At 70.1% G+C, this 26,364-nt stretch carries 21 protein-coding genes; 10 read left to right on the forward strand and 11 right to left on the reverse strand.

The annotated features are described in order from the left end of the window. The first annotated feature begins 65 nt into the window (after window positions 1-65). Together GA0074694_RS05425 and GA0074694_RS05430 are read left to right on the forward strand one after the other, a co-directional pair. A complete protein-coding gene (locus GA0074694_RS05425) occupies window positions 66-1,223 on the forward strand; it encodes a tRNA-ribosyltransferase family protein (RefSeq protein WP_091453379.1) in 1,158 nt (385 codons plus the stop codon). A gap of 7 nt (window positions 1,224-1,230) precedes the next feature. Then, window positions 1,231-2,037: a class I SAM-dependent methyltransferase gene (locus GA0074694_RS05430; RefSeq protein ID WP_091453382.1), complete on the forward strand. Its 807-nt coding sequence runs from the start codon at window positions 1,231-1,233 to the stop codon at window positions 2,035-2,037. Between the two features lie 13 nt (window positions 2,038-2,050). Here GA0074694_RS05430 and GA0074694_RS05435 read toward each other — a convergent pair whose 3' ends face one another. From GA0074694_RS05435 to GA0074694_RS05455, 5 genes are all read right to left on the reverse strand, one after another. Beyond that, window positions 2,051-3,304, reverse strand: coding sequence for an aminotransferase class III-fold pyridoxal phosphate-dependent enzyme (locus GA0074694_RS05435; RefSeq protein WP_091453385.1), 1,254 nt, complete (start codon window positions 3,302-3,304; stop codon window positions 2,051-2,053). A 14-nt stretch (window positions 3,305-3,318) separates the two neighbouring features. Next, window positions 3,319-4,860 carry a GMC oxidoreductase gene (locus GA0074694_RS05440; protein WP_091453388.1) on the reverse strand — a complete coding sequence of 514 codons (1,542 nt, stop codon included), beginning with the start codon at window positions 4,858-4,860 and terminating at the stop codon, window positions 3,319-3,321. Between the two features lie 172 nt (window positions 4,861-5,032). Then, window positions 5,033-5,827, reverse strand: a complete 795-nt coding sequence (locus GA0074694_RS05445; RefSeq protein WP_091453396.1) for an SDR family NAD(P)-dependent oxidoreductase — start codon at window positions 5,825-5,827, stop codon at window positions 5,033-5,035. A 14-nt stretch (window positions 5,828-5,841) separates the two neighbouring features. After that, entirely contained in the window at window positions 5,842-7,089 is a 1,248-nt protein-coding gene (locus GA0074694_RS05450; RefSeq protein WP_141713976.1) for a glycosyltransferase family 4 protein, read from the reverse strand. Window positions 7,090-7,125: 36 nt separating this feature from the next. Beyond that, on the reverse strand, window positions 7,126-7,950 hold the full coding sequence (locus tag GA0074694_RS05455) for an Rmt family 16S rRNA (guanine(1405)-N(7))-methyltransferase (protein WP_091453403.1): 825 nt from the start codon (window positions 7,948-7,950) through the stop codon (window positions 7,126-7,128). A gap of 292 nt (window positions 7,951-8,242) precedes the next feature. Here GA0074694_RS05455 and GA0074694_RS05460 point away from each other — a divergent pair, with 292 nt between their 5' ends. The 7 genes from GA0074694_RS05460 (at window position 8,243) to queF (ending at window position 16,719) form a co-directional block, all read left to right on the forward strand. Continuing rightward, entirely contained in the window at window positions 8,243-9,505 is a 1,263-nt protein-coding gene (locus GA0074694_RS05460; protein ID WP_091453406.1) for a DegT/DnrJ/EryC1/StrS aminotransferase family protein, read from the forward strand. 116 nt (window positions 9,506-9,621) lie between these two features. After that, the gene (locus GA0074694_RS05465) at window positions 9,622-10,824 is read left to right on the forward strand and encodes a 2-deoxy-scyllo-inosose synthase (RefSeq protein WP_176737790.1); all 1,203 of its coding nucleotides are present in this window, start codon (window positions 9,622-9,624) and stop codon (window positions 10,822-10,824) included. Continuing rightward, complete coding sequence (locus GA0074694_RS05470; RefSeq protein ID WP_141713977.1) at window positions 10,817-11,842, forward strand: Gfo/Idh/MocA family protein; 1,026 nt, start codon at window positions 10,817-10,819, stop codon at window positions 11,840-11,842. The genes GA0074694_RS05465 and GA0074694_RS05470 overlap by 8 nt, the downstream gene beginning before the upstream one ends. Then, complete coding sequence (locus GA0074694_RS05475; RefSeq protein WP_091453418.1) at window positions 11,835-13,103, forward strand: glycosyltransferase family 4 protein; 1,269 nt, start codon at window positions 11,835-11,837, stop codon at window positions 13,101-13,103. The genes GA0074694_RS05470 and GA0074694_RS05475 overlap by 8 nt, the downstream gene beginning before the upstream one ends. 1 nt (window position 13,104) lies before the next feature. Continuing rightward, complete coding sequence (locus tag GA0074694_RS05480; RefSeq protein ID WP_091453423.1) at window positions 13,105-15,084, forward strand: B12-binding domain-containing radical SAM protein; 1,980 nt, start codon at window positions 13,105-13,107, stop codon at window positions 15,082-15,084. Beyond that, window positions 15,084-16,340, forward strand: a complete 1,257-nt coding sequence (locus tag GA0074694_RS05485) for a DegT/DnrJ/EryC1/StrS family aminotransferase (RefSeq protein ID WP_091453426.1) — start codon at window positions 15,084-15,086, stop codon at window positions 16,338-16,340. Before GA0074694_RS05480 ends, GA0074694_RS05485 begins: the two co-directional genes overlap by 1 nt. Before the next feature lie 7 nt (window positions 16,341-16,347). After that, complete coding sequence (gene queF / locus GA0074694_RS05490) at window positions 16,348-16,719, forward strand: preQ(1) synthase (protein ID WP_091453433.1); 372 nt, start codon at window positions 16,348-16,350, stop codon at window positions 16,717-16,719. 175 nt (window positions 16,720-16,894) lie between these two features. Here the strand turns inward: queF and GA0074694_RS05495 are convergent, their stop codons facing one another. The 6 genes from GA0074694_RS05495 to GA0074694_RS05520 form a co-directional block, all read right to left on the reverse strand. Further along, a complete protein-coding gene (locus tag GA0074694_RS05495; protein WP_091453436.1) occupies window positions 16,895-17,725 on the reverse strand; it encodes an APH(3') family aminoglycoside O-phosphotransferase in 831 nt (276 codons plus the stop codon). A 14-nt stretch (window positions 17,726-17,739) separates the two neighbouring features. Further along, window positions 17,740-19,095, reverse strand: a complete 1,356-nt coding sequence (locus tag GA0074694_RS05500; protein ID WP_091453439.1) for an aminotransferase class III-fold pyridoxal phosphate-dependent enzyme — start codon at window positions 19,093-19,095, stop codon at window positions 17,740-17,742. A gap of 800 nt (window positions 19,096-19,895) precedes the next feature. After that, window positions 19,896-20,408, reverse strand: coding sequence for a mycothiol transferase (locus GA0074694_RS05505; protein ID WP_091453441.1), 513 nt, complete (start codon window positions 20,406-20,408; stop codon window positions 19,896-19,898). Window positions 20,409-20,454: 46 nt separating this feature from the next. Then, window positions 20,455-21,387, reverse strand: coding sequence for a WD40 repeat domain-containing protein (locus GA0074694_RS05510; protein ID WP_176737791.1), 933 nt, complete (start codon window positions 21,385-21,387; stop codon window positions 20,455-20,457). Window positions 21,388-21,598: 211 nt separating this feature from the next. Then, window positions 21,599-23,005, reverse strand: a complete 1,407-nt coding sequence (locus GA0074694_RS05515; protein WP_091453446.1) for an MFS transporter — start codon at window positions 23,003-23,005, stop codon at window positions 21,599-21,601. Between the two features lie 272 nt (window positions 23,006-23,277). Next, window positions 23,278-24,288 (reverse strand): zinc-dependent alcohol dehydrogenase, encoded by a 1,011-nt coding sequence (locus GA0074694_RS05520; RefSeq protein ID WP_091453449.1) that lies wholly within the window; start codon window positions 24,286-24,288, stop codon window positions 23,278-23,280. A gap of 622 nt (window positions 24,289-24,910) precedes the next feature. Between GA0074694_RS05520 and GA0074694_RS05525 the strand changes: the two genes are divergently transcribed. After that, window positions 24,911-26,290: a cation:proton antiporter domain-containing protein gene (locus GA0074694_RS05525; RefSeq protein WP_091453452.1), complete on the forward strand. Its 1,380-nt coding sequence runs from the start codon at window positions 24,911-24,913 to the stop codon at window positions 26,288-26,290. The last annotated feature ends 74 nt before the right edge of the window (window positions 26,291-26,364 follow it).

Genomic DNA, 26,364 nt, shown 5'->3' on the forward strand with positions numbered 1-26,364 from the left:
CCAGGCCCGTCGGGGCACGTATCCTGGAGAATCCGTCTGCCCGCTGCCGAGGAGCTGCGTACCTGATGACCTCCGCGGATTCTACCGCCCCGGCGGGCCCCTCCCTGGACACCGCACACGGGTCGGTCGTCCTGCCCACCTTCCTGCCCGACGGGACCCGGGCCTCGGTCCGGGCGGTCGACACCCAGGACCTGACGACGGTGGGGATCCAGGCGGTGATGGTCAACGCGATGCACCTGGCGCAGCGTCCCGGGCTCCAGACCATCCGGCGGGCCGGCGGGCTGCACCGCTTCATGGCCTGGGACGGCGTGATCGTCTCGGACTCCGGCGGGTTCCAGGTCCTCTCCCTGATCCGGAAGCAGGGCAAGACGGGTGCGATCCGGTCCAACGGGGTGACCTTCCAGGAGTCACCGACCGCCAAGAAGATCGTGCTGACCCCGGAGAAGGTCATCGAGTGGCAGTTCGGGCTCCGCTCGGACGTGGTGGTCGCCCTCGACGACTGCACCGGCCCGGAGGACTCCCCCGCCGAGCAGCTCGCCTCCACCGAGCGCACGATCCGCTGGTTCCGGCAGGCCCGGAAGGCGTACGACCTCCAGTGCCGGCAGCGGCGGTCGGGCGAGCCGCCGCTGCTGGTCGGGGTGGTGCAGGGCGGCACCGACCCGGAGCTGCGGCAGCGTTGTGTGGACGCCCTGGTCGAATCCGGGGCGCAGGGGTTCGGCTTCGGGGGTTGGCCACTGAGCGCCGAGGGTGAGCTGGAGCGGGAGATGTTCGCCCTGCTCTCCCGGATCACCCCGCCGGACGCGCCGCTGTTCGCCCTCGGGGTGGGCCGGCCCGAGCACCTGGTCTCCCTCTGCGAGCTGGACATGCGCTGGGTCTTCGACTGCACCATCCCGACCCGGGACGCGCGGCACGGCCGGCTCTACTCGTTCGTGCCGGAGATCGCCGACCGGCTGCTGACCCCGGACCGGAGCTTCTACCAGAACGTCTACATCCTGGACGAGGAGAACTCCCGCAAGGACGAGCCGATCTGCGCCACCTGCGACTGTCCGACCTGCCGGCGGTACAGCCGCAGTTACCTGCACCACCTCTTCCGGGTCAAGGACGGCCTGGCGGACCGGCTCGCCACCCTGCACAACCTGCGCTTCTACACCCGCCTGCTGGAGATGATCCGGGCGGGACGGATGGCCCGGCCCGGTCTCGGCGAGCCGGCCCGGGTGGGGTGAGCGAGCGGTGACGGTGTCGCCGGCTGTCGAGAAGGTGATCGTCCGGCTCACCTCGGCGGCGAAGTACCGGGACGTCCACCCGGAGACCATCGCCGACCTGGTCCGGCGGGAGGGGCGGGCCACCGGCGACGCCGCCGAGCTGGAACGGCTGGTCCGGGCCCGGCTGCACAAGGTCGCCGCCCTGCACCTGCTCACCGCCCGGCCGGCGGCGTTGCGCCGGGCGCTGGACCGGGCCGATCTCGACGACCCGCAGGCCCGGCGGGAGTGGTGCCGGCAGGTGCTGGCCGGGCACTTCTCCACCGCCGAGCGCCTGCCCGACCTGGACGCCTTCTACCCGACCCTGTTCGGGCTGGTGCCGCCACCGGAGACGGTGGCCGACATCGCGTGCGCGCTGAACCCGTTCACCCTGCCCTGGATGCGGGAGGTGAGCGACGCCCGCTACGTGGGCTACGACTTCAACGCGACGTTCGTGGCGCTGGGCAACGCGTTTTTGGCCCGGACCTACCCGGAGAGCGAGATCCGGCACGAGGAGGTGCTCACCGACGGTCACCAGGTGAGCGCGGACCTGGCGCTGCTGCTCAAGACGTACCACTGCATGGAGGGACGCCGGCCCGGCGCGGGGCTGGCGCTGGTCGACCGGCTGGCGTGCCGGCACGTGGTGGTGTCGTTCCCCACCCGGGCCATGAACGGCCGGGCGGCGGTCTTCGTGCCGCGCCACGTCGAGGAACTGGCCGAGTTGGCCCGCGACCGGGGTTGGCGCTGGTCGCGGGCCACTCTGCCGTCGGAGGACCTGGTGGCGATCGACAAGGGGTGACCGCCGGGGTGCCTCAGTCCTCCCAGAGGCGCTCGACGATCGCGGTGGTCTCCTCCCGGGTACGCGGCCGGTCGGCCAGACCGTCCATCGCCCCCCAGGCGCTGGCGTACCAGGACTCCTCGGTGAGTTCGCGGCCGGTGAAGCGGCCGGCGAGCGTGGCGGCCACCCGGTCGATCCGTCCGCACGCGTCCTCGACCACCTCGTCGGTGAACGCCGTCGAGGGGGTCTGGTTGTCGCCCTCGAAGAAGAGCAGCCCCTCGTCCGCCGCGGCGGCGTGGAAGGCGTCCTGCACCTCGTCGTCGGCGCAGACGAACTGGAAGAGGTTGCCGTTGCCGGCGAGGTCGATCGGGACGCCGGCGCCGACGAACGCCGCGCGGGTGTGGGCGATGAACCGGTCACCCGCGGCCCGGATGGCCTGCTGCGGCTGTCCGGTCGCCATCCGCCGCAGGGTGGTGGTCGCGGCGGCGAGCGCGGTCGGCTCGAAGTACGAGGTGAACGAAACGTCCTCCAGCGCGGCGAGCAGGTGGGCGTCCCCGCCCACCGCCGCGACCGGGGAGCCGTTGGCCAGGCACTTCGCCACGATCCAGACGGCCGGGTCGAGCAGGTGGGTGGAGAGCCCGGCCCGGTAGCGGAGGCCGACCTTGACCTCGTCGGCGATGACCGGGACGTCCGCCTCCTTCGTCAGCCGGGTGAACTCGGTGTACCAGCGCTCGCCGAGGTGCATGTGGTCCGGGGAGACGACCACCGCGGCCACCTGCTCCGGGCGGCTGAGCCACTCGGCGAGCACGTCGAGGTCGAAGAGGAACTCGACGACGCCGTGCTGGTTGGGGGCGAAGGGCTCGTCGCAGTGCCACATCGGGTCGTACCCGTGGTAGCCGGAGCTGAGGATGATCGACCGTTCCCGGGCGTCCCGGACGGCGCAGGTCACCGAGCGCAGGGCGGCGGTGCCGGTGCGGTAGAGACCGACCACGTCGCCGCCGCACACCTCCTGCAACTGGCCGAGCAGGGAGTCGAGCACCGGGCTCCAGGCGGTGCCCACCCCGGAGCGGCCCCGGGCGGCGCGGGCGATCGCCTCGGCGACCTCCTCGTCACCGTGACCGAGGATGACCGAGCCACGGGCGTTGTCGAAGTCGATCCACCGCCGGCCGTCCGGGTCGGTCAGGTACGCGCCCGATCCCTCGATGAAGACCCGGGGACGTCCGTCGGCGTCCCGGGGGCAGGTGGGTTCCTGGGCCAGCAGCTTGCCGGCGCCGATGTCGATGGTCATGCACTCCGCTCGATTCACTCTGTTCCGACAGGTGGGGAGGAGAGGTCGGGTTCGATACCGAACTCCCGGCGCAGCAGCTGGTGGGCCATCCGCAGGGCGAGGGACTGGATGGTGAGGGTGGGGTTGACGCCGCCCGGGTAGGGCATGACGCCGCCGTCGACCACCATCAGGTTGGTCAGGCCGTGCACCCGCCCGTCCGGGTCGGTGACCGAGGTCCGGGGGTTGGTGCCGGCGCGGCAGGTGCCGTGCAGGTGGGTGCTGCCCATCCAGAAGTACGACGATTCGCGCCAGGTCAGCTCACAGCCGGCGGCCCGCAGGATCTCCTCGGCCCGCCGCTGGAGGTACTCCAGGCGGGCCCGGTCCCGGGGGTGGGGCGAGTAGTCCATGACCACGTCCGGCAGGCCGAACCGGTCGACGCCCCGGCCGAGGGTCACCCGGTTGTCGGCCCGGGGCTGGTCGGGCACCAGGCACTCGAGGCGGATGATCTGCTCGTCGGGGCGCAGCCGGAGGGACTCCTCCGGTTGGGACTCGATGATCAGCCCACCGAGGCCGCCGGGCGCGTCGTCGGCGGTGTAGTAGTCGGTGATCGCGGCGGTGGAGAAGGGGCCGGGACCGGTGACCCGGTCCTCGCGCGAGGTCGTCGGCACGTCGGTCCGCCGGTAGCCCTGGACGTACCCGCTCATCTTGAAGCACAGGCCCCGGCCGACCATGTCGTGGCCGTTGCCCAGGCCCTGTGGGCTCAGGTCGTCGGTGGAGCGCAGCAGCAGGGCGGCGCTCTGGATGGCGTTGCCGGCGACGACCACGTGGCGGGCCCGGATGACGTGCCGGTTGCCGTTGTCCACCCGGACGCACTCGACCCCGTCGACGCTGGTGGCGTCCCGGCGGAGCAGCCGTACGGCCTTCAGGCCGGCGAAGAGGCGCAGTCCGGCCTTGCGCGCCGGGTCGAGGAAGACGGTGACCGCGTCACCCTTGGCTCCCCGGTCGCACCGGTTGGAGATGCACGGGCGCTTCCCGGCGCACGCCAGCCGCCCCTGGTAGGGCTCGGAGGCGATGGCCAGCGGGGTCGGGAAGGGATTCAGGCCGAGGGACCGGGCCGCGGCCGCGATCACCGCGCCCTCCGCAGTGGTCTCGACCGGCGGCATCGGGTACGCGGGGTCGCTCGGCAGGCTCGGGTCGTGCCCGCCACCGGCGATGCCGAGCGCCGACTCCACCAGCGCGTAGTAGGGGTCGATCTCCTCCACCGTCCACGGCCAGCGCAGCGGCAGGTCGGAGCGGCCCAGCCGGGCCTCGGCGTCGAAGTCGACCGGGCGGTAGCGGAAGGCCGCGCCGCCGAAGAAGACCGTTCCTCCACCGACGTTGCAGGTGGACCAGGGGTTGCCGCTCTTCTCCCAGACGCCGCTGTCCTGACGGATCCAGGCGGTCTCGGCGATCGTCTCGACGTCGTCGTAGCTCACCCAGGGATCCACGAAGGGTCCCTGTTCGACGACCACGACGTCGAGACCGGCACGTTGCAGGGCCCACGCGGTGATCGCACCGGAGGCGCCGCTGCCGATCACACAGACGTCGGCGACACGGGCGGTGTCGTCGGCGGTCGGCTCCGGGCCGTACCGCAGCCGGGCCGTGACGTCCTCGTGACCGGTACTGAGGTCGGCGGAAACGCTGATGAGAACCTCCCGGGTTGGGTCTGCGTGCCGGCCGGCCGCTTGGGGTCCCGACGGGACCGACCGGTCACTGGGGTTGGCCGTGCGGGGGTGCGCCGACGGTCACGGGCTCGGCCCGCAGCGCGTCGGGGGGTTGCCGGACGGTGAGCACCTGGCCGGTGGTCCCGTGCCGGCGGGCGGCCGTGACGGCCCAGGCCACCAGCCGGGCGGCGGCCGAGGTGTCGTCGGGTGCCTCCGGGCCGCCCATGTCGGTGGGGATCCAGCCCGGATCGACCGCGTTGACGACGATGTCCTGTTCGCGCAGGGCGACGGCCAGGTTGACGGTCATGATGTTCAGCGCGGCCTTGGACATCCGGTAGCCGGTCGCCTCCCCGTCGGCGGTGGCCGGATCGGCGTCGTCCGCGGTCACGTTGACCACGGCGGCCCCGCCCGCCGCCCGCAGCAGGGGGAGCACGGCCCGGGTCACCAGCAGGGGGCCGACGGCGTTGACGGTGAGCAGCTCGTGGACGGCCTCGGCGGTCACGCTCTCCAGGTCGGCGTCGCGTTCGTCGAGGAAGACCCCGGCGTTGTTGACCAGACCGGCGAGGCGCCCGCCGGTGTGGTCGGCGACCAGGTCGGCCGCGGCCGCGATGCTCGGCGGAGAGGTCACGTCCAGGGGTACGTGGACGGCCCGGCCGCCCCGGCGACGCAGCGCCGTGGCGGCCGCCGCACCCCGCCGGTCGTCGCGGCACCCGAGCAGGACGGACCAGCCGGCGTCGGCCAGGAGGGTCGCGGTGGCCAGGCCGAGGCCCCGGTTTCCACCGGTCACCAGGACGTGACCTCCGGCCGGCGTGGTGTCCGGGCTCGCCGGGGCGGTGTTCATACTCCGCTGCCCGGTCACTTCCCGCTCGCCGCCCCGGCCCCGGTGAGGGCGGCGCGGTAGCAGTCCAGCATCCGGTCCCGGGTGGCGGCGACGTCGAAGGTGCTGGCGGTGGTGGTCTGCGCGGCGTGGATCTGGGCGACCACCGCATCCCGGTCGGCCAGCACACGCCGGACGACCTCGGCGAGTCCGCGCACGTCGCCGGGCTCGGTGAGCAGGTCGGGGCAGGCCGAGCCGATGGTGCTGCGCAGTCCTCCGACCGCGTAGGCGGCAACCGGGGTGCCCGCCATGATCGCTTCGATCGCGCTGCCGCCGAGTTCCTCGTGGATCGAGGGCATGACCAGGGTGTCCACCAGGGCGAGCGCGGCCGGCACCTGGTCGTGCGGCAGGAAGCCGGTGACCACGAACTGGTGGGCGCGGCCAATCTCGGCGATCTCCTTCTCCATCCGCTCCCGCTGCGGGCCGTCCCCGACGACGAGGAAGGTCGGGGAGAGGTCGTCCAGGAGTTCGGCCAGTCGGAGCAGGTCCGGCCAGCCTTTCTCGTGGGCGACCCGGCCGATGTACCCGATCAGGGGGCGGCGGCCGGTCAGGCCGTACCGCTGGGCGAACGCCGTCGTCTCGGCCTCCGTCGCCAGGGTGATGTCGACCGCGTCCGGGTTGACCACGATGGCGGACCGGTCCAGGCCGGTCGCGGCGCTCACCACGTCGGCGGTCCGGGCGGTCAGGGTGGTGACCCGGGTGGCGGAGCGCAGCGCCTGCCGTTCCGCCTGCGTGACGAGGCGGTGTGCCATGGCGTCCACCGTCGACATGGGCTGGTAGACGGAGAGCCGGGAACAGTGCAGGGTGAGCACGTACGGCACGCCCAGGATCCGGGCGGCGATCCGACCCGCGACCAGCGGCCAGATCTGACCGTCGGCGTGCACGTGGACGAGGTCGGGCCGCCAGTCGCCGCGACGCAGCCGGAGGCACTCCCGGATGGTTCCGATCAGCCACGCCTGACCCAACCCGACCAGGCCGGTGATCTCGGAGCGGATTTGGGGCAGGGACATCCGGGCGATGCGGACGGTCAACCCCGGCTCGATCTGCTTCGTCGGCGGCAGGCCGGGAAAGCCCAGGGTCAGCACGAGCTGGTCGACGCCCGCCCTGGCCAGGCTGCGGGACAACGCCAGGATCTGCACCTGCATACCGCCCACCGGATCGAACTCGGCCGGCCAGTGGTCGACGTAGTCGTGGTGGAAGAAGGGAGTCAACCGAAGTACACGCACGACGCCATCCGATTCTCCCGGAAGAGTGGCGAAAAGCTATTTGTGAATAACGTAAATCAGCTCGTTGCCGATCTCCAGTCGCTGAATGCGGCACGATCGTTCGCTAGCCTGGGACTCAAAACTCTGTGAATAGTTCTGAAACATCCCCTTCGATCGCTGACCGAGAGACTTGGTCGGGAAGGTTACCACGATAATCGGCGAGTTGACAATGTCAATCACTTCCCAGCCGGAGCCTCGTTGCTGAGTCTCCAGACAGGGGAGCGTCTTCAGCAATAGCGTGACGTCGGCCGGCTCGTCAAGGCGGGCCTCAAGGAGGTCGACCACGCTCGTACGGTGCGCCACCCCCAGCCTCGTCAGGGCAGCGCCCACGAAGTCCATCAGGCGGGCGTCGATGTCGGAGGCGACGTAGACGGTCTCGTCGGACAGGCCCATCCAGGGCACGGCCAGCGGGTTGAGGCCACACGCCAGGTCACGCAACGTGTTCGGCCGTGGCACGTGACGGAAGATCTCCCGGTAGAACTCGTCGAGGTGCGGCAGCCGCTCTCGGGTGGACATGTGCACCGACATCGCGCGAGACAGGGACGAACGGACCGCCTCGTCGTCACCGGCCTCCACTGCGGCGTCGAGGTGCCGCAGCAACGCTGTGTAGTTAGGCGCACTGGGCGGCAGAAAGGCGCCGTAGATCTCGTGCAGCCCGCGCTTCGTGCGCTTCACCGCGTCCGGCACGTCCCCCCGCGAGGCGACCAGGGCGGCCCGGGCCAGGCGACGCACGGTGGCCGGGGCCACCGTCTGGTAGCGCCGGCTCTTGGTGATGGCCTGCTGAATCTGGTCGATACGGTCGTCGCCCGTAGATGTCGTCATCGAGTCCTCCGAAGGATCCTGAACCGGTAGCGAAGCGGAAATATTCCCCGCCGATACACCGGCCCGCATACCAAGAGCTATTGGTCTGTCTACTGTGGGTTGTTGCTGGGGCATTACGGGGTAAATCTGGAGCACCCGCGACCGGTACCGGGCAGCGTCCATATTGGTCGCCGTGTCCCGCAAGCCCGGCTTGGCCGGTTTTTGCACGTCGACACTGGTGATTGCGTCTGGCACACTTGGCCGAGCCCGCGATCTACCGGTTGCCGCAGTCTGGCCTGGGAAGGACGTGAAAGTGACCCTTCTTGCTGTCAATGGTGGTTCCCCGATACGTTCGCAGCAGTGGCCGTTGTGGCCCGCTCCTGCGCCCGGCGCCCTCGACGCACTGAATGAGGTTCTCCATTCCGGTCGCTGGGCCATCAGCGGGCCATACCAGGGGAAGCAGAGCTTCGAGCGACGATTCGCGGCGGCATTCGCCGAGTTCCACGGGATCGGGCACTGCGTGCCGACCTCCAGCGGGACGGCCAGCCTCATGGTCGCGCTCGAGGCGTGCGGGGTCGGTGCCGGTGACGAGGTTATCATCCCGGGCCTGACCTGGGTCGCCAACGCATCCACCGTCACCGGGGTCAACGCGGTCCCCGTCCCGGTCGACGTGGACCCGCGGACCCTCTGCCTCGACCCGGCGGCCGTCGAGCGGGCGATCACTTCGCGGACCGCAGCCATCGTCGTGGTCCACCTCTACTCCGCCGTGGCGGACCTGGACGCGTTGACCGCGATCGCCGAGCGGCACGGCATCCCGCTGATCGAGGACTGCGCGCAGGCGCACGGCGCGCGCTACCGCGACCGTCGGGTGGGCACCTTCGGCGCCTTCGGCACCTTCAGCATGCAGCACAGCAAGGTGCTCACCAGCGGCGAGGGCGGTGCCGTCATCACCGGGGACCCCGTACTCTCCCGCCGGGCCGAGCACCTGCGGGCGGACGGCCGCACCTACACGCCGGACGAGCCCGCCGTCGGGGAGATGGAGCTGGCCCAGACCGCGGAGCTGATGGGCAGCAACCGGTGCCTGTCGGAGTTCCAGGCGGCGCTCCTGCTCGGCCAGCTCGAACTGCTCGACGAGCAGAACGAGCGGCGGCGGGCCAACGCGGCCCTGCTCGACGAGGGTCTCGGCGCGATCGGCATCCAGCCCCAGGTCTCCTCGCCCGGCACCACCGAGCGCACCTACTACGAGTGGGCCGGTCGGATCTCCGACGACGAGATCGGGCAGATCGGCGTCGAGCGGATCGCCCCGGCGGTCGCCGCCGAGCTCTCCGGCGCGGCCATCTACGCCAGCTACCCCCCGATGAACCACAACCGGCTCTACCGGCCCGCCACCCGGTCGCGGTTCAACGGCGTCCCGGGACTCGACCTGACCGGCCACTCGCTGCCGGTCGCCGAGGACGCCGGTCAACGGGTCGTCACGATCCACCACTCGGCGCTGCTGGGCGACGAGTCGGACATGAAGGACATCGTCCGCGCCTTCGAGAAGGTGTTCACGAATCACCGAGAACTGCGCGGCTGACCACCAGGGCCGGACGGGGAGGCTCCCCATCGACCCCGGCCCCGGCAGTTGCGATCGGGAGCCCCGACCCCGGGGCTCCCGTTGGGAAGGGCCCCATCCAAGGGTTGTAAGGACCCGTGACGAAGGGTAAGCGTATGGAGGTCGAGATACGCCTGGGCGCGGTTCGGTATCCGTTCCGGCTCGGCACCGATTGTCTCGGTGCCATCGTGGAGGACCTGGTCGCGATGTCGGCCAGTCGACTCCTGATCGTCTGCGACAGCAACACCGGTCCACTGTTCGGCGCGGAACTGGTCGAACGTCTCTCCCCACGGGTTCCGGCGAACCTGCTCATCCACCGAGCCGGTGAGCCGTACAAGGATCTCCAGGCCGTCAGCACGCTGGCCGAGTCGGCGCTCCAGCTCGGCGCGGACCGCGCCTCGGTGGTGGTCGCCGTCGGTGGCGGCGTGATCGGCAACATCGCGGGGTTGATGGCCGCACTGCTCTTCCGCGGGATCCGTCTCGTCCACGTCCCGACGTCGCTCATCGCGATGTCCGACTCGGTCCTCTCCCTCAAGCAGGCGGTCAACGCCAGCGTGGGCAAGAACCTGGTCGGCACGTTCTACGCGCCGGAGTCCGTCCTGGCCGACACCGCCATGCTGCGGAGCCTGCCGTTCCGGGAGACGGTCTCCGGTCTCTGCGAGGTCGTCAAGAACTCGCTGGCCATCCGGCCCAGCATGATCGAGATGCTCCGGACGTCGCTGCGGCAGGACGGCTGCTACGACGACGAGACCATGTACCAGATCATCTCGGAGAGCATCCTGGCGAAGGCCTCGGTGACCGAGGACGACATGCACGAGTGCCGCGCCGGCCTCGTGCTGGAGTACGGCCACACGGTCGGGCACGCCATCGAGTACACCGCCTCCGGTGGGCTCTCCCACGGCCAGGCGATCGGCCTCGGCATGGTGGTGGCCGCCGAGGTGTCCCGCCGGCTGGGTCACCTCGACGACCGGGCCGTCGCACTGCACCGGGAGCTGCTGACCCGGGCGGGCGCGATGGTGACCATCCCCGAGGAGGTCGACCTTGACGAGGTGATGCACCGGTTGCGGTTCGACAACAAGCGCGGCTACCTCAGCGACCCGGCCGAGAGCAGCGCGATGGTCCTCCTCGGTGGACTGGGCCAGCCACTGTGGCAGGACGGCCGTCCACTGGTCTCCGTCCCGATGGCCCTGGTCGGCGAGGTCATCAACGAGATCGCCTGCCCGGAGATGCCGAACTTCGAGCTGGTGGCAGCGGCTCAGGGCGAGCGGGTGCCGGACACGGTGGGTGCTGCCGATGGTTGAGCGTCTGGGTGTCGCCGTCGTCGGGGGCGGGTTCATGGGTGGCGTGCACGCCGAGGTCCTCACCGCCGATCCCCGGGTGGATCTGCGCTGGGTGGTGGACCGCGACGAGCGCGTCGGCACGGAACTCGCCACCCGCTTCGGCGCACGTGCCACCGCGACCCTCGACGAGGCGCTGGCTGACGACGCGGTCCGCCTCGTGGTGGTGGCCACTCCGGCCGCCACCCACGAACCGATCGCGGCGCGGGTGATCGCCGCAGGCCGGCACGTCCTGGTGGAGAAGCCGCTCGTGCTCTCCACCGGGCACGCCCGGCAGTTGGCCGCCGCAGCCCGCGAACGCGGGGTGACGCTCGCGCACGGTGGCAACTTCGTCTACGCGCCGAAGTTCGTCCGGGCCCGCGAACTGGCTGCGGACCGGGACGCGCTGGGCACCGTCCACTCCGTCCGGGTGGCGTTCCGGACGTCCGGCCCGGACACCGACTGGTTCCGGTCGAAGGCGACCGCCGGTGGCGGTGCCCTCACCGACCTCGGCTGGCACGCCGTGGAGCTGTGCCGCTGGATGCTCGGCAAGCCGGCCATCCGGTCCGTCGCCGCCTGCACCCGCCAGCTCAGCGCCGCGGGGGACGTCGAGGACCAGGGCGTCGTCCTGATCGAGTTCGCCGACGGCGCGATCGGTCAGTGCGACGTCTCCTGGGTCTGCCCCGGTGGTGAACAGCTCACGGTCGAGGTGATCGGCACGGAGGGTCTGGTCACCGCCGACCTCTGGCAGGGCATGGGCGTCGAGGTGTACACCAACACCAAGTTCGGCGCGGTGTGGGAGCCCAACCAGGGGTGGCTGCGTCCTGAGTGGGAGTGGATCCGCAACAGCGGATACGTGCACCAGGACCGTCAGGTCGTGGACGCGGTGCTCGAGGGCCGGCCGATGGAGCACACCCCGGACGACGCGGTCGCGATCGTCGAGGCGCTCGAGGCGGCCTACCGCAGCGCGGCGGACGGACGGAAAGTGGAGACGAATGCCTGACAACCGTGCCCCCCGGGGCGTCCTCTCGATGACACCGTTCTTCCTCTACGCCGACCACCAGAAGCTGTGGAAGCCACGGTTCGACCCGATGGGCGGCATGCACGTGTTGGGCCACGCGATCGTGACGGAGATGGGCCGGCGGGGCTTCCCGCAACGGGTCCTCACCATGGCCCCACCCGGCGTCCCGAAGGACCTCCAGATCGCGCCGAACGTCACCGTGCACGCCCGGCGCCTGCCGGTGTTGCCGATCCCGTCCAAGCTGGAGGGTTACTTCGGCCTGGTCGGGGCGTGGGCGAAGGCCAGCCTGCTCTACGTGGTGCGTAACAAGGAGCAACTCAAGCGGGAGATCGGGATCGTGCACGCGCACTGCGACGGATCCGGCTCGGCCCCGGCGTACGCGTACGCCGCGGCGCAGGTCCTCGACGTGCCGATCGTGTCGCACATCTACTCATGCCGGTCACTCACCCAGCACCCGACCACGGTGTTCGAGCGGGTGGCCGACCCGGTGGCCAAGTCGGCGGAGAAGTACGTCATCCAGCACTCCGGTGCGGTGCTGACCCTCAGCGACAAGGTCCGCGAGCGCATCCGGGACGAGCTGCACGTGCCGGACGACCGGGTGCACCGGTTGGCACACCTGGTCACCGACAACTTCGTCGGGCACGACACGCCGGAGCGCCGGGAGGAACTGCGGCAGCGGTTCGGGCTGACCGACGACAAGCCGACCGTCCTCTACGTGGGCCGGATCTCCTCGGAGAAGGGCGTCGACTGGTTCGTCAAGGCCGCCGCCGAGATTGCCAAGCGGCGGGACTGCCGGTTCCTGATCGCCGGTGACGGACCGCAGCGCGGTGACATCGAGGCGCTGGCGCGGCAGCTCGGCGTCGCCGACAAGCTGGTCATCACCGGCTTCCTGCTCCCCGAGTACATCCCGTCGATCATCTCGCTCTCGACGCTCGCCGTCCTGCCCTCGCAGTACGAGGAGCTGGGCGTCGTCGTGCTCGAGTACATGATGATGAAGCGCCCGGTCGTGGCGCACGACGTCAGCGGCGTACACAAGCTGGTCGAGCACATGAAGACCGGCGTGCTGGTGCCGCCCTTCGACCCTCCGAAGCTCGCCGACGCCATCGAGATGGTTCTCGACGATCCGGACCTGGCCCGTCGCCTGGCGGACGCCGCCGAGCCGATTCCTCAGCGGGAGTACTCGCTGGCCTCGGCCGGTGAACGTCTGGAGGCGATCTACCTATCCCTCATGGAGGAGTCCTGAGATGACCGTCACTAACAAGATCGTCACCGGTGTCGCCTTTCCACCGTCGCTGTTGGCGGAGACCCCGCCGATCTCGGTGGCGACGCTCACGGCCTATCTTCGCGACAAGGGCATGCCGGCCCGTGGCCTGGACCTGAACGCGGACTTCAACGAGTACCTGCTCAACCGGGTCGAGATCGAGCAGGTGCAGGGCCCGGAGAACAGCCACGAGTTCACCCAGCCCTTCATCAAGCAGTTCTTCCTGAACCACATCACCGGCAACTACTTCACCGAGACGAACTTCGAGCAGTGGGAACTGCAGCAGCAGTGCCAGGTGGCCCCGGAGAGCCTCTCCATCTGGGACCCGCCGTTCCCGTTCTCGTACTGTGAGTTCCTGTCGATCCTGCGGGACGAGCCGGAGCGCGTCGCGAAGCTGGTCCGGGACCCGGACGCGAACATCTACCACGCCTTCTACCACGAGAAGGTCGCCGGCCAGGCCGCCGAGCTGGGCATGATGGGCTTCTCGATCATGGGTTACAACCAGGTCATCCCCGCGCTGACCCTGGGCTACCTGATGAAGCAGGAGAACCCGGACCTCTACATCTGCTGGGGCGGCCCCTGGGTGACCTCCTTCGCGGACATGCTCATCCCGCGTCTGGAGGCCTGCCCCGAGCTGGGCGACCTGATCGACGCGCTGGTCGTCCGGGAGGGCGAGGAGCCGCTGCTGAAGATGGCCGAGGCGCTGTCCCGCGGCGAGCGTCCGGTCGGCATCCCCGGCGGTTGCAAGCCGATGTCGGAGCAGAGCGTGCTCGACACCAAGCCGGTCGGCCGCAAGCTGCTGCTGGAGATGTCGAAGCCCCGGGAGAACGTCCCGAACACCCACTGGCGGACCGAGGACGGCACCTACGAGCGCAGCGGTGACATCTCCTGGGTCGCCGACATGAACCAGATCCCGACCCCGGACTACAGCGACTTCGACCTGTCGCTGTACACCACGTTCCGGGAGGGCCAGGGCAGCCTGGTGCTCCAGGGTTCGCGTTCCTGCTACTACATGAAGTGCTCGTTCTGCAACGCGATCACCAACTTCGCGCCGTGGAGCTACCGGGAGCGCAGCACCGAGAACATCCAGAAGGACATCGACAGCTTCCTGGAGCAGTTCCCCGACGTCGTGCACTTCGACTTCGCCGACGCGGTCTTCCCGGCCAAGCGCCTGGTCGAGCTCGCCGACTTCTTCATCGAGAAGAAGCGCCCGGAGCTGTTCTGGGAGGTGGACGTCCGGTTCGAGGGCAACATCGACAAGGCCGTCCTGACCAAGATGCGCGACTCGCAGGGCACGCTCCGCTTCGGTTTGGAGACGGCGAACGAGCGCCTGCTCGACCTGGTCCGGAAGGGCAACCGGATGGACGTCGTCCACCGGCTGCTCCAGGACAGCCGGGAACTGGGCTACAAGCCGTTCCTGATGACCATCGTCGGCCTGCCCACCGAGGAACGGAACGAGGCCGAGGAGCTCTACGAGTTCCTCAGTGAGTACCACGACACGGTGACGTACCAGATCGCCGACTTCATCGTCGAGCGGAACTCGCCGATCCAGCTCCGCCCGGACGAGTACGGCATCCACATCGAGGACGACGAACAGCAGAGCTTCCACCACAACCTGCACTTCACCCGTCGCGCCGGCTACAGCGACGAGGAGGCGCAGGAGGTGTACCGGGACATCCTGGTCCGCACCATGCAGCGGTTCAAGGGTGCCCGTGAGGTGGACGTGGAGCAGGAGCGGAGCCGCGTGGCCCCGGACGACTCGGTCTACCGACTGAGCCTGCGGGCCGGCTCCTTCGCATTGGAGAACTACTGGGTGAAGCACAACAACCTGCCGTTCGAGGGCCTGGTGCCCATCGGCTACAAGGTCCAGCAGCAGTGGACCGACATGACCAACAAGGGCACGGTCTTCGAGATCGACCCGGACATCGCCCTCGGGGCCCTCGCCGGGGCAGGTAGCCGCTGATGACGGAGAAACTGGCCATTCTCGGTGGCGACCCGGTCCGGCAGCGGCCCTGGCCGGAGTGGCCGCACGTCGGCCCGGCGGACGTGGAGCGGCTCCGCGGCGTCATCGAGTCCCGCAACCTCGGCGGCATCCCCTTCCCGAACACCCTGCACCAGCAGTTCGCCGAGCGGTTCACCGGCAAGCTCGGGGCGAAGTACGGCCTCCTGGCGGCCAACGGCACGGTGACGCTCTCGATGGCGCTGCGCGCGCTCGGGATCCATGCCGGCGATGAGGTGATCACCACCGCCTTCACCTGGATCGGGACGGTCGCCGGCATCGTGCACGTCAACGCCGTGCCGGTGCTGGCGGACATCTCCGACGACAACTGGTGCATCGACCCGGTGAAGGTCGAGGAGGCGATCACCGACCGGACCAGGGCGATCATGGTGGTGCACCTGGGCAACCAGGTCGCCGACATGGACGCGCTGCTGGACATCTGCCGCCGGCACGACCTGCTGCTGATCGAGGACTGCGCGCACGCCCACTTCGCGGAGTGGCGCGGCCGGTGCGTCGGCACCATCGGCGACGCCGGCAGCTACAGCTTCGAGACCAGCAAGATCATGACCTCCGGCGAGGGTGGCTTCCTGGTCACCGCCACCGAGGAGACGTTCCACCGGGCCATGTCCCTGGCGCACGTCGGCCGCAAGGAGGCCCCGTACGACAAGTTCCCGGGCCGGGTCTTCGGCTGGAACCACCGGGCCACCGAGATGCAGGCGGCCGTCCTGCTCGGTCAGCTCGACCAGTACGACGACCTCGACCGGCAGCGGACCGCGATGGCGGAGCTGCTGACCAAGGGGCTGACCGAGATCGGCGGGTTCATCCCGCTGCCCGAGGACCCGCGGGTCACCCGGCGGCAGCGGTACGAACTGCTCTTCCGGTTCGACACCGAGGCCTGGGACGGGCTGCACCGGGACAAGGTGCTGGAGGCGATCCTCGCCGAGGGGGTGGAGTTCGAAGGGAACACCTTCTACCCGCCGCTGCACCGCGACGAGCTGTTCCACATCACCGCCGACGACTGGCCGGCGATCCGGGAGCGGTACGGCGAGAAGATCTCCCCGGACGCGTTCCACCTGCCGGTGGCGGAGCGGGTGGCCTTCGACGAGGCGGTCTGGATCCACCACTCCCTGCTCTCGGTGGAGCCGGAGGACGTCCAGGACATGCTGGATGCCGTGGTCAAGGTCCGGGAAAATCTGGGGGCGCTGAAGAAGAGCCTATGATCGGTTCATGGCTCTGACGAAGCTCGGTCGGGCGGACACCCCGCCCGACCGATCCCTCGAAACATTCCCGATCACCGACAGCTCGCAGGAGATCACCATCGACTGCCGGGAGTTCACCTGCCGCTGCCCCATCACCGGGCAGCCGGACTGGGCGACCATCCGGATCGACTACCGGCCGGGTGACCGGGGAGTGGAGACCAAGAGTCTCAAGCTCTACCTGGAGACCTTCCGGGACGAGGGGATCTTCCACGAGCACCTGGCGACGAAGATGCGCGACGACCTGGTGGCGGCTCTCGAGCCGGTCTTCCTCAAGGTCACGGTCGACTTCAACGTCCGGGGCGGCATCGCACTGGCGGCGTCGAGCACGTACCAGCGCTGACCCCCCGGGCGGGCTCGCAGAACGGCGGTGGCCGGTGGTTCCCGGAGGAACCACCGGCCACCGCCGTTTCGCGCCCTCCACCGGCGATCAGCCGATCCGGTAGGACCGCGTCACACCGAGATCTGCCACACGCGGGCGGATCGGCAGCCGAAGGCAACGACCCGCCCGGATCAGCTCAGAGGAACTCGTCGAGCAGCTGGAAGTAGGCCAGCTTGTACTCGTCGACGGTGGGGCAGCCGTACCGCCGGAGGAAGTGCTCACTGTGCGCCGGCCCGTAGCCCCAGACGTCGTCCTCGCCGATGTTGTACAGCGCCAGAGCGAGATCGAACCACCGGTCGGAGACGCCGAGCCGATCGACGTCGATGATGCCGGCCAGCTCCAGCGTGTCGGGATCGATCAGCACGTTGTCCAGGCACAGGTCGCCGTGGCAGACGACGAGGTCGTCCTCGGGCGGAGGCACCTTCCGGCTCAGCTTGTCCCAGAGCTGCTGGGCCGTCCAGCCCTCGTGCGCGGTGTCCACGTCCGCCAGGTCGATTGCGCCCAGCTCGATCGACGACTTCGCCTCGTGGATCAGGTCGGGCAGCCGCCGTTCGAAGGGACACTCGGCCACGGGCAGGTCGTGCAGCCGCCGCGCGGCGTCGGCCACCACCTCGATCACCCGCCAGCGCTCCTCCGGCCGCCAGTGCCGGGCGGCCGGCCGCCCGGGCAGCGTCCGGGTGACCACCCACTGAAGGTCGTCGTTGGCACCCAGCGCCACGACCTCGGGAACGGGCAGCCCCCGGTCGGCCAGCCACCGGAGCCGCTCGGCCTCCTTGACCGGGTTGAACCGGGGGTCGTCGGGGTGCCGGGGCAGGGTGGTCTTCACGTAGAAGGACGCCTTCTCCCCCACGCGGTAGACCGTCGCGCCGGACGAGCGTTCGCCCAGGCACTCCCACGGGTCGTCCCGGTCACCCCAACCGGCCACCGGAATCGGCGCCGCTGCCACCATCGCAAGTCCTGGTTCCATCTCCTCGCCGGTCGTCAGCTGGCGGGGTCGGGGATCAGGATGGCCTTGATGCTGCGATCCCGGTTGACGACCTTCTCGATCGTCTCGTCGATCATCGCGTTGGTCCGCTCGTCGTCCCGCAGCAACCCGCCGAACGCCCACTCCGCGAAGTCCAACCACCGCTCCTGGGTGATCTCGCCACCCGAGGTCGGAGCGATGTCCGGGCGATCCGCGATCACCTGACGCGTCGCCTTCCGGAACGCCGTCAGCACGTGATCCACCGCGGCCTCGTCGAACGCCGTCGTCACCAGCTGCGTCCCGCTGTCCTCGAAGTACACCCCGTACTCGTGCGCCGCCTGGTAGATCTCCCAGCCCAGGTCGTCGTTCGGCAGCACCACGTCGAACATCAACGCCGGGCCACCCACCCGGTTGGCGATCCCCTCCGCCGTCAGGATCTCCCCCATCCCGTCCGCCAGCAGGCGGCCCATCCGCTCCGCGTGCTCGTAGACGCCGGGCGTGTCCAACACGTCCAGCACCGCCAGCGCCGCCGCCATCGGCGGCACCTCCCGCGTGTAGGTTCCCTGGATACCCGCCACGTCGTACGCGTCGATCAGATCCCGACGGCCCATGATGGCCGCCAGCGCGTGGCCGTTCGCCAGCCCCTTGCTCATCACCACCAGGTCGGCCGGCACGTCCAACCCGTGCACGCCCTTCGGCCCCGCCCGGAGCCCGGTGTACACCTCGTCCAGCATGAACGGCACGTCGTACCGGGCGCACGTGGCGGCCATCCGGCGGTAGAAGTCAAGGTCGAAGTAGAGCAGCTCCGGCGAGACGAGCACCCCGGCGACCTCGTCGCCGAATGCCTCCAGCATCTTCTCCAGAGCCTTCTCGTTGTAGCCGAACCCCACCACGCCGGAGGTCTGCTGATACCCGAACGTCTCCGACGCCAACTGCCACTCGTGCCACCCGTGGTAGCCGCAGCTCAGAATCAACTCGCGACCGGTCGCCGCCCGCGCCATCCGCACCGCCATGGCCGTACCCTCGGTGCCGGTCCGGTGGAACACGACCTTCTCCGCGCACGCGTACCGCTCGCACAGCCGCTCTGCCAACTCCACCCGCGGCACCGACAGCGTCGAGGCGAACGCCGTGCCGTAGTCCCGGATCTGCCGGATGATCGCCTCGACGACCGCAGGGTGCCGGTGGCCCAGGATGATGGTGCCACTGGAGGCCGTGAGGTCGACCATACGGTTGCCCTCGACGTCGGTGATCCACGCGCCCTCCCCCGACTGGATCATGGAGGAGAACCGGGTCTGGACGTCGTACTTCTCCGCCGCGGTCGCCCGCCGGGCCCGCTCGATCAGCCCGCGGTTCGTCAAGTTGGCAGAATCCATGTCCTGGCTACCTTCTCTCGGCGATTGATGATCTTGCCCGGGGGTGCCGCGGATTGCGTGCCGAGCCGTCCGACCTGCCCGACCCGTTGCCGGGCGGTCGCTACCGGCGATCCCCAAAGGACACCGCGATCGTCAGCATATAGCACCGCAACTATGCTCGGTATGGCCGAAAAGCTCTTGACGCTTCGTGGTTAAACGCACCGTCGCATCGCCCGGACAGGGCGGAGTAACCGCCGGTCATACGTTTCCAAACCGTCGAACCGGGGCGCTCCAGCCACACCGGAGAGCGCGACTGCAGCCTGTCCGGCCTCACTCAACGTGGTGTCGACGACCGGGGCGGACGCCAGCCGGCCGGGCGACCGCTGGGCAGGCCAACCGCCGTGCGGGGCCACCTCCGGGCGCCGGCTCGAAGCGGGGTCGGCGGCTGCGGACAACCGGCGGCCGGCCCGACCAGCTCGGCACCTGGCCGCCCTCGACCAGCTGAATTAAATGGGGAGAGCAGAATGAACGGTCAGCAACCACGCCGGGCGATTTCCGTAGTTTCGCCGCTGGCCGCCGATTGTCGGCCTCGGCCCGGCAACCATTCACGATTGGGCTCCACGGTCCCTGTGGTGTGCCGCGTTTCGCGCACACCCGGCCCAGACCGTTCGGAAGGCGGAAATTCCCCGCACGAATGTCGCGGCCGCCGGCGCAGGTTCGTCGTACGAGCCGGCGTGCGACGTCCCGATCGTCCGTGGGCGGGGGCGCTGGCCCCGTTCCGCACCGGCCGGGCGGCGGCCGGTGCGGAACGGCTCCGTCGGTCAGGTGCCGGTCGCGCCGTCGATCGTCTGCCGGATCAGGTCGGCGTGACCGTTGTGCCGGGCGTACTCCTCGAGGATGTGCACCACCGTGGTCCGGAGGTTGAGCACCTCGCCCTCGTCCTCGTAGGTGTCGCCGAGGTCGCGCAGCGAGAACGCCTTGCGGGTCAGCTCCACCTCCTGCCGGAAGAGGTCGAAGTCGGCCACCACGTCGGCCGCGGCCACGTCGTCGAAGGCGGCGTCCGGACGCTCCTCGGTGGAGTACGGGTCCTCGGCCGTCTCGCCGGTGAAGAGCGTACGCAGCCAGCGCTCCAGCTCGGTCATGTGACGCACCAGCCCGAGCAGGGTCAGGTTGGTCACCGGGATGCTGTTGGTCTTGAGCTGCGCATCGGTCAGGCCCGAGCACTTGAACAGCAGGGTGTCCCGATGGTAGTCGAGCCAGCCGGCCAGTACGGCACGCTCGTCGCCCAGGGCCGGGTCTGGCCTCCGGTCGACGGCAGGGGCGGTCCAGGTCATGGGGTTGTCCCTTTCAATAACTGAGTTGGGTGGGGAACGGCGGCCGTCACCCGGCAGCAGGGTACGCCGGGAAGGGCAGGATGCGGGCCGTTCCATCCTGGCTGGCGGTGGCGATCCGCGAGCCGGTGCGGTCGAAGCCCATGTTCCACACCGGAGCGGTGTGTCCGGTTTCCAGCTCTCCGACCTGCTTCCCGCTGGCCACGTCCCAGACCCGCACCGTGCAGTCCTCGCCCGCGCTGACCAGCAGCCGGCCGCCGGGGTGGAAGGTGACCCCGTCGACGGCGTCGGTGTGCCCGACCAGCGGGTCGACCGCCGACCCGCCCGCCGCGTGGTCCCAGATCCGGACGGTCAGGTCGTCGGACCCGCTGGCCAACAATCGCCCGTCCGGGCTGAAGGCCACGCTGACCGCGCCCTTCGTGTGCCCGACGAGCGGGTTGCCGACCGGTTGGCCGGTCGCGGTGTCGTAGAGGCGCACCGCGTCGCCGGTCGAGGCGACCAGATGGCCGTCCGGATGGAAGGCCACCCCGTCGATCTCGTCGGTGCTCGCGGTGAGGGGCTCACCCACCGGCTCGCCGCCGGGCACCTTCCACAGCCGGACGGTGTGGTCCGCGCTGCCGGTGGCCAGCAGGGTCCCGTCCGGGTGGAAGGCCACGCCGTAGACCCCGGCCGTGTGTCCGACGAGGGGCTCCCCGACCTGCCTGCCGGTGGTCACGTCCCAGATCCGGGCGGTCCGGTCCTCGCTGGCGCTGGCCAACAGGCGACCCTCGGGGTGGAACGCCACGAGCCAGATCGTGTCGGTGTGCCCGGTGAGCGTCTCGCCGACCTGCTCACCGGTGGTCGCGTCCCAGAGACGGATGGTGCCGTCCTCGCCGCTGGTGGCGACCAGGTGATCGTCGGGGTGGAAGACCGCGCCGATCACGCCCTCCCGGTGCCCGGTCAGCACCAGGGACGGCTGGGTGGGGGCTGCTGTCGACTCCACCTGTCTGCTCCGTTTCTCCACGTGGGGGTGTGGGGGTCAGGGGGTGGCCCGGGGAACTCGCCAGGTCACGCGTCGCCGCGCTCTGGACGGCCGGGATCAGGTGCCGGGGCGGGTCCCGTCCCGGCGGTGGGAACGGTCGGGTGACCGGTCCGGATGCGGTGCGCCGTCCGCCGGGTTCCGGGACCTGACGGACGGCCACCCCGTCGGCACGTCAGCTGGTACGTGCCCGGCGGTTGAACAGCGCGAGGACGGCCGGCAGGGCGGCGATGACGGCGGCCACCCAGAACGCCCGGCGCATCCCCTCGACCGGGTCGGCGGGCGTACCCGCTGCGGTGACCAGCACGGCCAGGCCGAGCGCCGGACCGATCTGCTGGACGGCCTGCAGCACGCTGGAGGCCGCGCCCGTCACCTCCGGCGCCACGTTCGACATGATCGAGGCGGTGACCGAGGCGTAGATCAGTCCGGCGCCGAAGCCGCCGAGCACCAGCGGACCGAGCAGCGAGGTCGCGTAGCCGCCGTCGGCGGAGAGCTGGGTGAGCCAGAGCATCGCGACGGTGGTGAGCACCGCGCCGATCCCGGCCACGACGCTCGGGCCGAGCTTCGGCACCAACTGACCGGTCAGCACCGCGGCGACCAGGACCAGGATCGCCGCCGGAACGAAGGCGAAGCCGGTGCGCAGCGCGGAGTAGCTCCACACCCCCTGGAAGTACTGGGTGAGGAAGAAGAACAAACCGGCGAAGGCGGCCGGGAAGAACAGCAGGGTGACGAAGCCGCTGGCCCGTACCCGATCGGTGAAGAGCCGCAGCGGCAGCAGCGGCTGCCGGGCCCGCCGCTCGGCCAGGAGCAGGACGGTGAAGAGGACCGCCGCCACGGCGAGGCAGACCAGGACGACCGGGTCGCCCCAACCCTCGGTCGAGGTGCGGACCAGGGCGTACACCAGGGCGACCATCGCGCCGGTCGAGGTCACCGCCCCGACGACGTCGAACGAGCCGCGCTGCGGCTGGCTCTCCTTGACCGCACCCGGCGCGAGCAGGAGCACCAGCGCGACCACGGGGACGTTGATGAAGAAGACCCAGCGCCAGGAGGCGGCGTCGCTGAGCACCCCACCGATGATCAGGCCGAGCGTACCGCCGGCGGCGGCGATGCCGGTGTAGACGCCGATCGCCTTGTTCCGGGCCGCGTCGTCGGTGAAGTTGATCGGAATCAGCGAGAGCGACGTCGGTGCGACCAGCGCCGCCCCGACGCCCTGCAGGGCGCGCGCGGCGATCAGCACCTCCGGGGAGGGGGCCAGGCCGCACAGCAGCGAGGCGACACCGAAGATCACCAGCCCGACGAGGAGCACCCGCCGCTGGCCGACGATGTCACCGGCCCGACCGCCGAGCAGCATCAGGCCGCCGAAGGCCAGCGCGTAGGCGTTGACCACCCAGACCAGTGCGGTGGCGCTCATCTCGAGACTCTGCTGGATCTGCGGCAGCGCGACGTACACCACCGTCGAGTCGAGGACGATCATCAACGCGCAGGCGGCCAGAAGTGCCAGCACGAGTCCGGGCTTACGGGGGCCCGCCGCGTCGGGCTGCTGGCGCGCCGCGCCGGTCGCCTGTTTGGCCGTGTCAGACATGGACAGCCTCACTCATCATGGTCGGAATCAGGATCGGCCAATATATGCGTTTCGGCGTGTCCGTCCGAAGGCCGAACATCGGCCCGTCCGTCCACTGTCAACGATTGTTCCGGCCGGTACGGCGTTTCCTGCCGGGCCGGCCGTGTTTCGTCCCGGCGGTCGCCCGAGGTCGACCGGCGAACGGCCGGTGACGGACGCCCCCGGTCGGCGGGTGGCCGGCGACGCGGTGCCGCCGCTCGGACGGCGGCACCGCGCTCCGACTCGTACGGCGGCTACTCCCCGCGCAGGTCGAAGACGACCCGGACGGTGCCGTCGGTCCGGTTGATCGCGCGGTCGATGGCCGGGCCGTAGTCGTCCAGGGTGACGATGTCGGTAAGGATCGGCCGGGTGTCGATCGCGCCGTTCGCGAGCAGGTCGACGGCCTCCCGGTACTTGCCGCCGGGCCCCATGACGCCGACCAGGCTGGCGTACGACAGCGGCAGGCGGGCGGTCTCCAGCGCGTGTTCGGCGCCCACCTGGTAGCCGACCAGGCAGACCCGACCGCCGGGGCGGACCAGGTCGAGCGCGCGGACCACGGACTCCGGGTCGCCGGAAGCCTCGAACACGACGTCCACCTTGTCCGCGTAGCTGGTGAGCTCGGGCAGCTCACTGGGGTGCACCGCAACCGCGGCACCGCTCTCCTCAGCGATCTTGCGTCGCTCGGCGACCAGATCCGTGGCGAGGGTGACCGTGGCCCCGGTCGCCTTGGCGGACTGGAGGATGAGCTGGCCGATGCCACCCGCGCCGAGCACCGCGACCCGCTCGGCGGGCCGCAGGTTGATCCGGTCCACCGCGTGCAGCGCCACGGCGAGCGGCTCGGTCTGGCTCGCCGCGGCGAGGTCCATCCCCTCGGGGAGCGGGTAGAGGTTGGTCATCGGTACGGCCACGTAGGAGGCGCAGCCGCCGTCGACCGTGAAGCCGATCTCGATCAGGTTCTCGCACATCACCGGCAGCCCGTCCCGGCAGGGCCCGCAGGTCTGGCAGCCGACGATCAGGTCGCCGGTGACCGGCCGCCCGACCCAGGACTCGTACCCCTTCGGGGCGGAGTCCACCACGCCGGCCCACTCGTGGCCCGGCACGATGGGGTACCGGTTGCCGTGCCACTTTCCTCGATAGAGCCAGAGGTCACTGCCGCAGAGGCAGCAGTAGTGCACCTTGACGACGCCCCATCCGGGAGGTGCCTCCGGGCGGGGAGTGTCGATGATCTGAGCCTTGTGTCCGCCATGGAACTGTAGAGCCCGCATTCGTCCCCCCACGCGGCTGTGAGTTGTTCTCCGGACACCTTAGAGGCCGGTTGATCAGGGCTCAACAGTTCCGCTCTGGATTTTCCATCTTGACGGAGCATCCATTGCCGACTATCGTCCCGAAAGGATCCTCCAACCTCTGGGAGATTTGACGGCCGGTTCTCCGGTGACGTCCTCCAGCATCGGGGCTTGGCTGTGTCGAGGTCGCGCCCGCGGTCGTCGGACACGTTTGGGGGTGTGGCGGTAGACATCACGAGAACTGTCGTCGTGCCGCGTCTCGAAAACGCCGTTCTCCACTGCCGCCGTCGCGTCGCATTTCCGGCCCGTCCATCTCCGCACCACCTTTCGGCCATCTGGTGATGGTCTATGCCCAGGGGCGGGAGCGGGGCCCGGTACCGACCGGGTGAGTCGCCGCGACCGGTGACCGGAGAGCCACCACCGGGACGTCGACACCTGAGCGACCCTTACTCCTTCACGACGCCTGTGCTCGTGTGCTCCCGGCGGAACGACGAACCCTCTCCCGGACCGCTTCCCGCGTTCTCCCGGCAGACGCGACGATGGTCCGTGTCCGGAGCCCACCACAACACGACCGGCGTCCATGCTGACCAGTTCAAGGATCCAGATGAACTCCGTACACTCCGACCTCAAGGTCGCCATCGTCGTCGCCGACATCGCCATCGTGCTGATCGTCGGCTCACTGCTGATCATGCTGTTCCGTCGGCTCAAGCAACCCCCGGTCATCGGTGAGATCACCGCTGGCATCGTGCTCGGACCGAGCCTCCTCGGGCTGCTGCCCGGAGACGTCACCGGCTTCCTCTTCCCGGCCGAGCTCCGCCCCCACCTCTCGATGATCTCCCAGGTGGGACTGCTGCTCTTCATGTTCCTGGTCGGCTGGGAGTTCAACGGTCAACTGCTCAAGCGCCGCTCCGGGTCGGTCGCCTCGGTATCGCTCTCCGCGATCGCCCTCGCGTTCACGCTCGGTATCGGCGCGGCCGCGCTGCTCTACGACCGGCACGACGTGGTCGACGGGGAGAGGGTCTCCTTCGGCTATTTCGCCGCGTTCCTGGGCATCGCGATGTCGATCACCGCGTTCCCGGTGCTGGCCCGGCTCCTCACCGAGACCGGCCTGGCCCGGACCCGGGTCGGAGCCCTCTCCCTGGCCGCCGCCGCGCTGGACGACGTGATGGCCTGGACCCTGCTGGCCTTCATCGTGGTCATCTTCGGGGCCGGCGGTGGCGGTACCGGCACGCTGGTGGCCGTCCTCGGGCTCTTCCTGCTCTACGTGGCGCTGATGGTATTCGGGGTCCGGCCGCTGCTCCGCCGGCTCGTCGCCCGGCTCATCCGGGGCGGCACGGCCTCGCCCTTCCTCGTCCCGCTGATCGCCGCCGGGGCGTTCCTCTCCGCCTATGCCACGTCGTGGATCGGGGTCCACGCGGTCTTCGGGGCCTTCGCCTTCGGTCTGGTGATGCCCCGGGAGCCACGGGCGTTGCTCGCCGAGTCCCTGCACATCCCGCTGGAGAGCGCCACCCGCCTGCTGCTGCCGATCTTCTTCATCGTCACCGGGCTCAACGTCAACATCGGCGCCCTCGGTTGGACCGGTCTGGGCGAGCTGGCGATCATCATGGTCGCCGCCTGCATCGGCAAGCTCGTCGCCGCAGGCTTCGCCGCCAGGTTGTCCGGCATGAACTGGCAGGAGTCCTACGCGGTCGGGCTGCTCATGAACACCCGGGGCCTGACCGAGCTGGTGATCCTCAACATCGGTCTCTCCCTGGGGGTGCTGGACGGCGAGATGTTCACCATGATGGTGCTGATGGCCCTCCTCACCACGGCCATGGCGGTGCCGCTGCTGCCCAAGGGGCTGCCCCGGGCGCCGGGGGGCCTGTTCGGCATCCCATCCGTCACCGTGCCGTTCGGGGCGACCACCACCCGGCGCGCGCCCGCGCAGGGTGACGCCGCGGACTCTGCCCCCACCGGGCACGAGGTGCCGTCCGGCAAGTCCTGAGCGACGGCCGCGACACACCGGCGACGGGGATGCCCGCCGCCGGTGTGTCGCGTGCCGCAGGGCCACGCCCTGAC

It is taken from the genome of Micromonospora inyonensis, assembly GCF_900091415.1.
Lineage (GTDB): Bacteria > Actinomycetota > Actinomycetes > Mycobacteriales > Micromonosporaceae > Micromonospora > Micromonospora inyonensis.

Coding starts and splice junctions, on each gene's coding strand:
- GA0074694_RS05425 (WP_091453379.1), top strand. CDS start 66: ATGACCTCCGCGGATTCTACCGCCCCGGCGGGCCCCTCCCTGGACACC.
- GA0074694_RS05435 (WP_091453385.1), bottom strand. CDS start 3,304: ATGACCATCGACATCGGCGCCGGCAAGCTGCTGGCCCAGGAACCCACC.
- GA0074694_RS05445 (WP_091453396.1), bottom strand. CDS start 5,827: ATGAACACCGCCCCGGCGAGCCCGGACACCACGCCGGCCGGAGGTCAC.
- GA0074694_RS05455 (WP_091453403.1), bottom strand. CDS start 7,950: ATGACGACATCTACGGGCGACGACCGTATCGACCAGATTCAGCAGGCC.
- GA0074694_RS05470 (WP_141713977.1), top strand. CDS start 10,817: ATGGTTGAGCGTCTGGGTGTCGCCGTCGTCGGGGGCGGGTTCATGGGT.
- GA0074694_RS05475 (WP_091453418.1), top strand. CDS start 11,835: ATGCCTGACAACCGTGCCCCCCGGGGCGTCCTCTCGATGACACCGTTC.
- GA0074694_RS05480 (WP_091453423.1), top strand. CDS start 13,105: ATGACCGTCACTAACAAGATCGTCACCGGTGTCGCCTTTCCACCGTCG.
- GA0074694_RS05485 (WP_091453426.1), top strand. CDS start 15,084: ATGACGGAGAAACTGGCCATTCTCGGTGGCGACCCGGTCCGGCAGCGG.
- queF (WP_091453433.1), top strand. CDS start 16,348: ATGGCTCTGACGAAGCTCGGTCGGGCGGACACCCCGCCCGACCGATCC.
- GA0074694_RS05495 (WP_091453436.1), bottom strand. CDS start 17,725: ATGGAACCAGGACTTGCGATGGTGGCAGCGGCGCCGATTCCGGTGGCC.
- GA0074694_RS05500 (WP_091453439.1), bottom strand. CDS start 19,095: ATGGATTCTGCCAACTTGACGAACCGCGGGCTGATCGAGCGGGCCCGG.
- GA0074694_RS05505 (WP_091453441.1), bottom strand. CDS start 20,408: ATGACCTGGACCGCCCCTGCCGTCGACCGGAGGCCAGACCCGGCCCTG.
- GA0074694_RS05515 (WP_091453446.1), bottom strand. CDS start 23,005: ATGTCTGACACGGCCAAACAGGCGACCGGCGCGGCGCGCCAGCAGCCC.
- GA0074694_RS05520 (WP_091453449.1), bottom strand. CDS start 24,288: ATGCGGGCTCTACAGTTCCATGGCGGACACAAGGCTCAGATCATCGAC.
- GA0074694_RS05525 (WP_091453452.1), top strand. CDS start 24,911: ATGAACTCCGTACACTCCGACCTCAAGGTCGCCATCGTCGTCGCCGAC.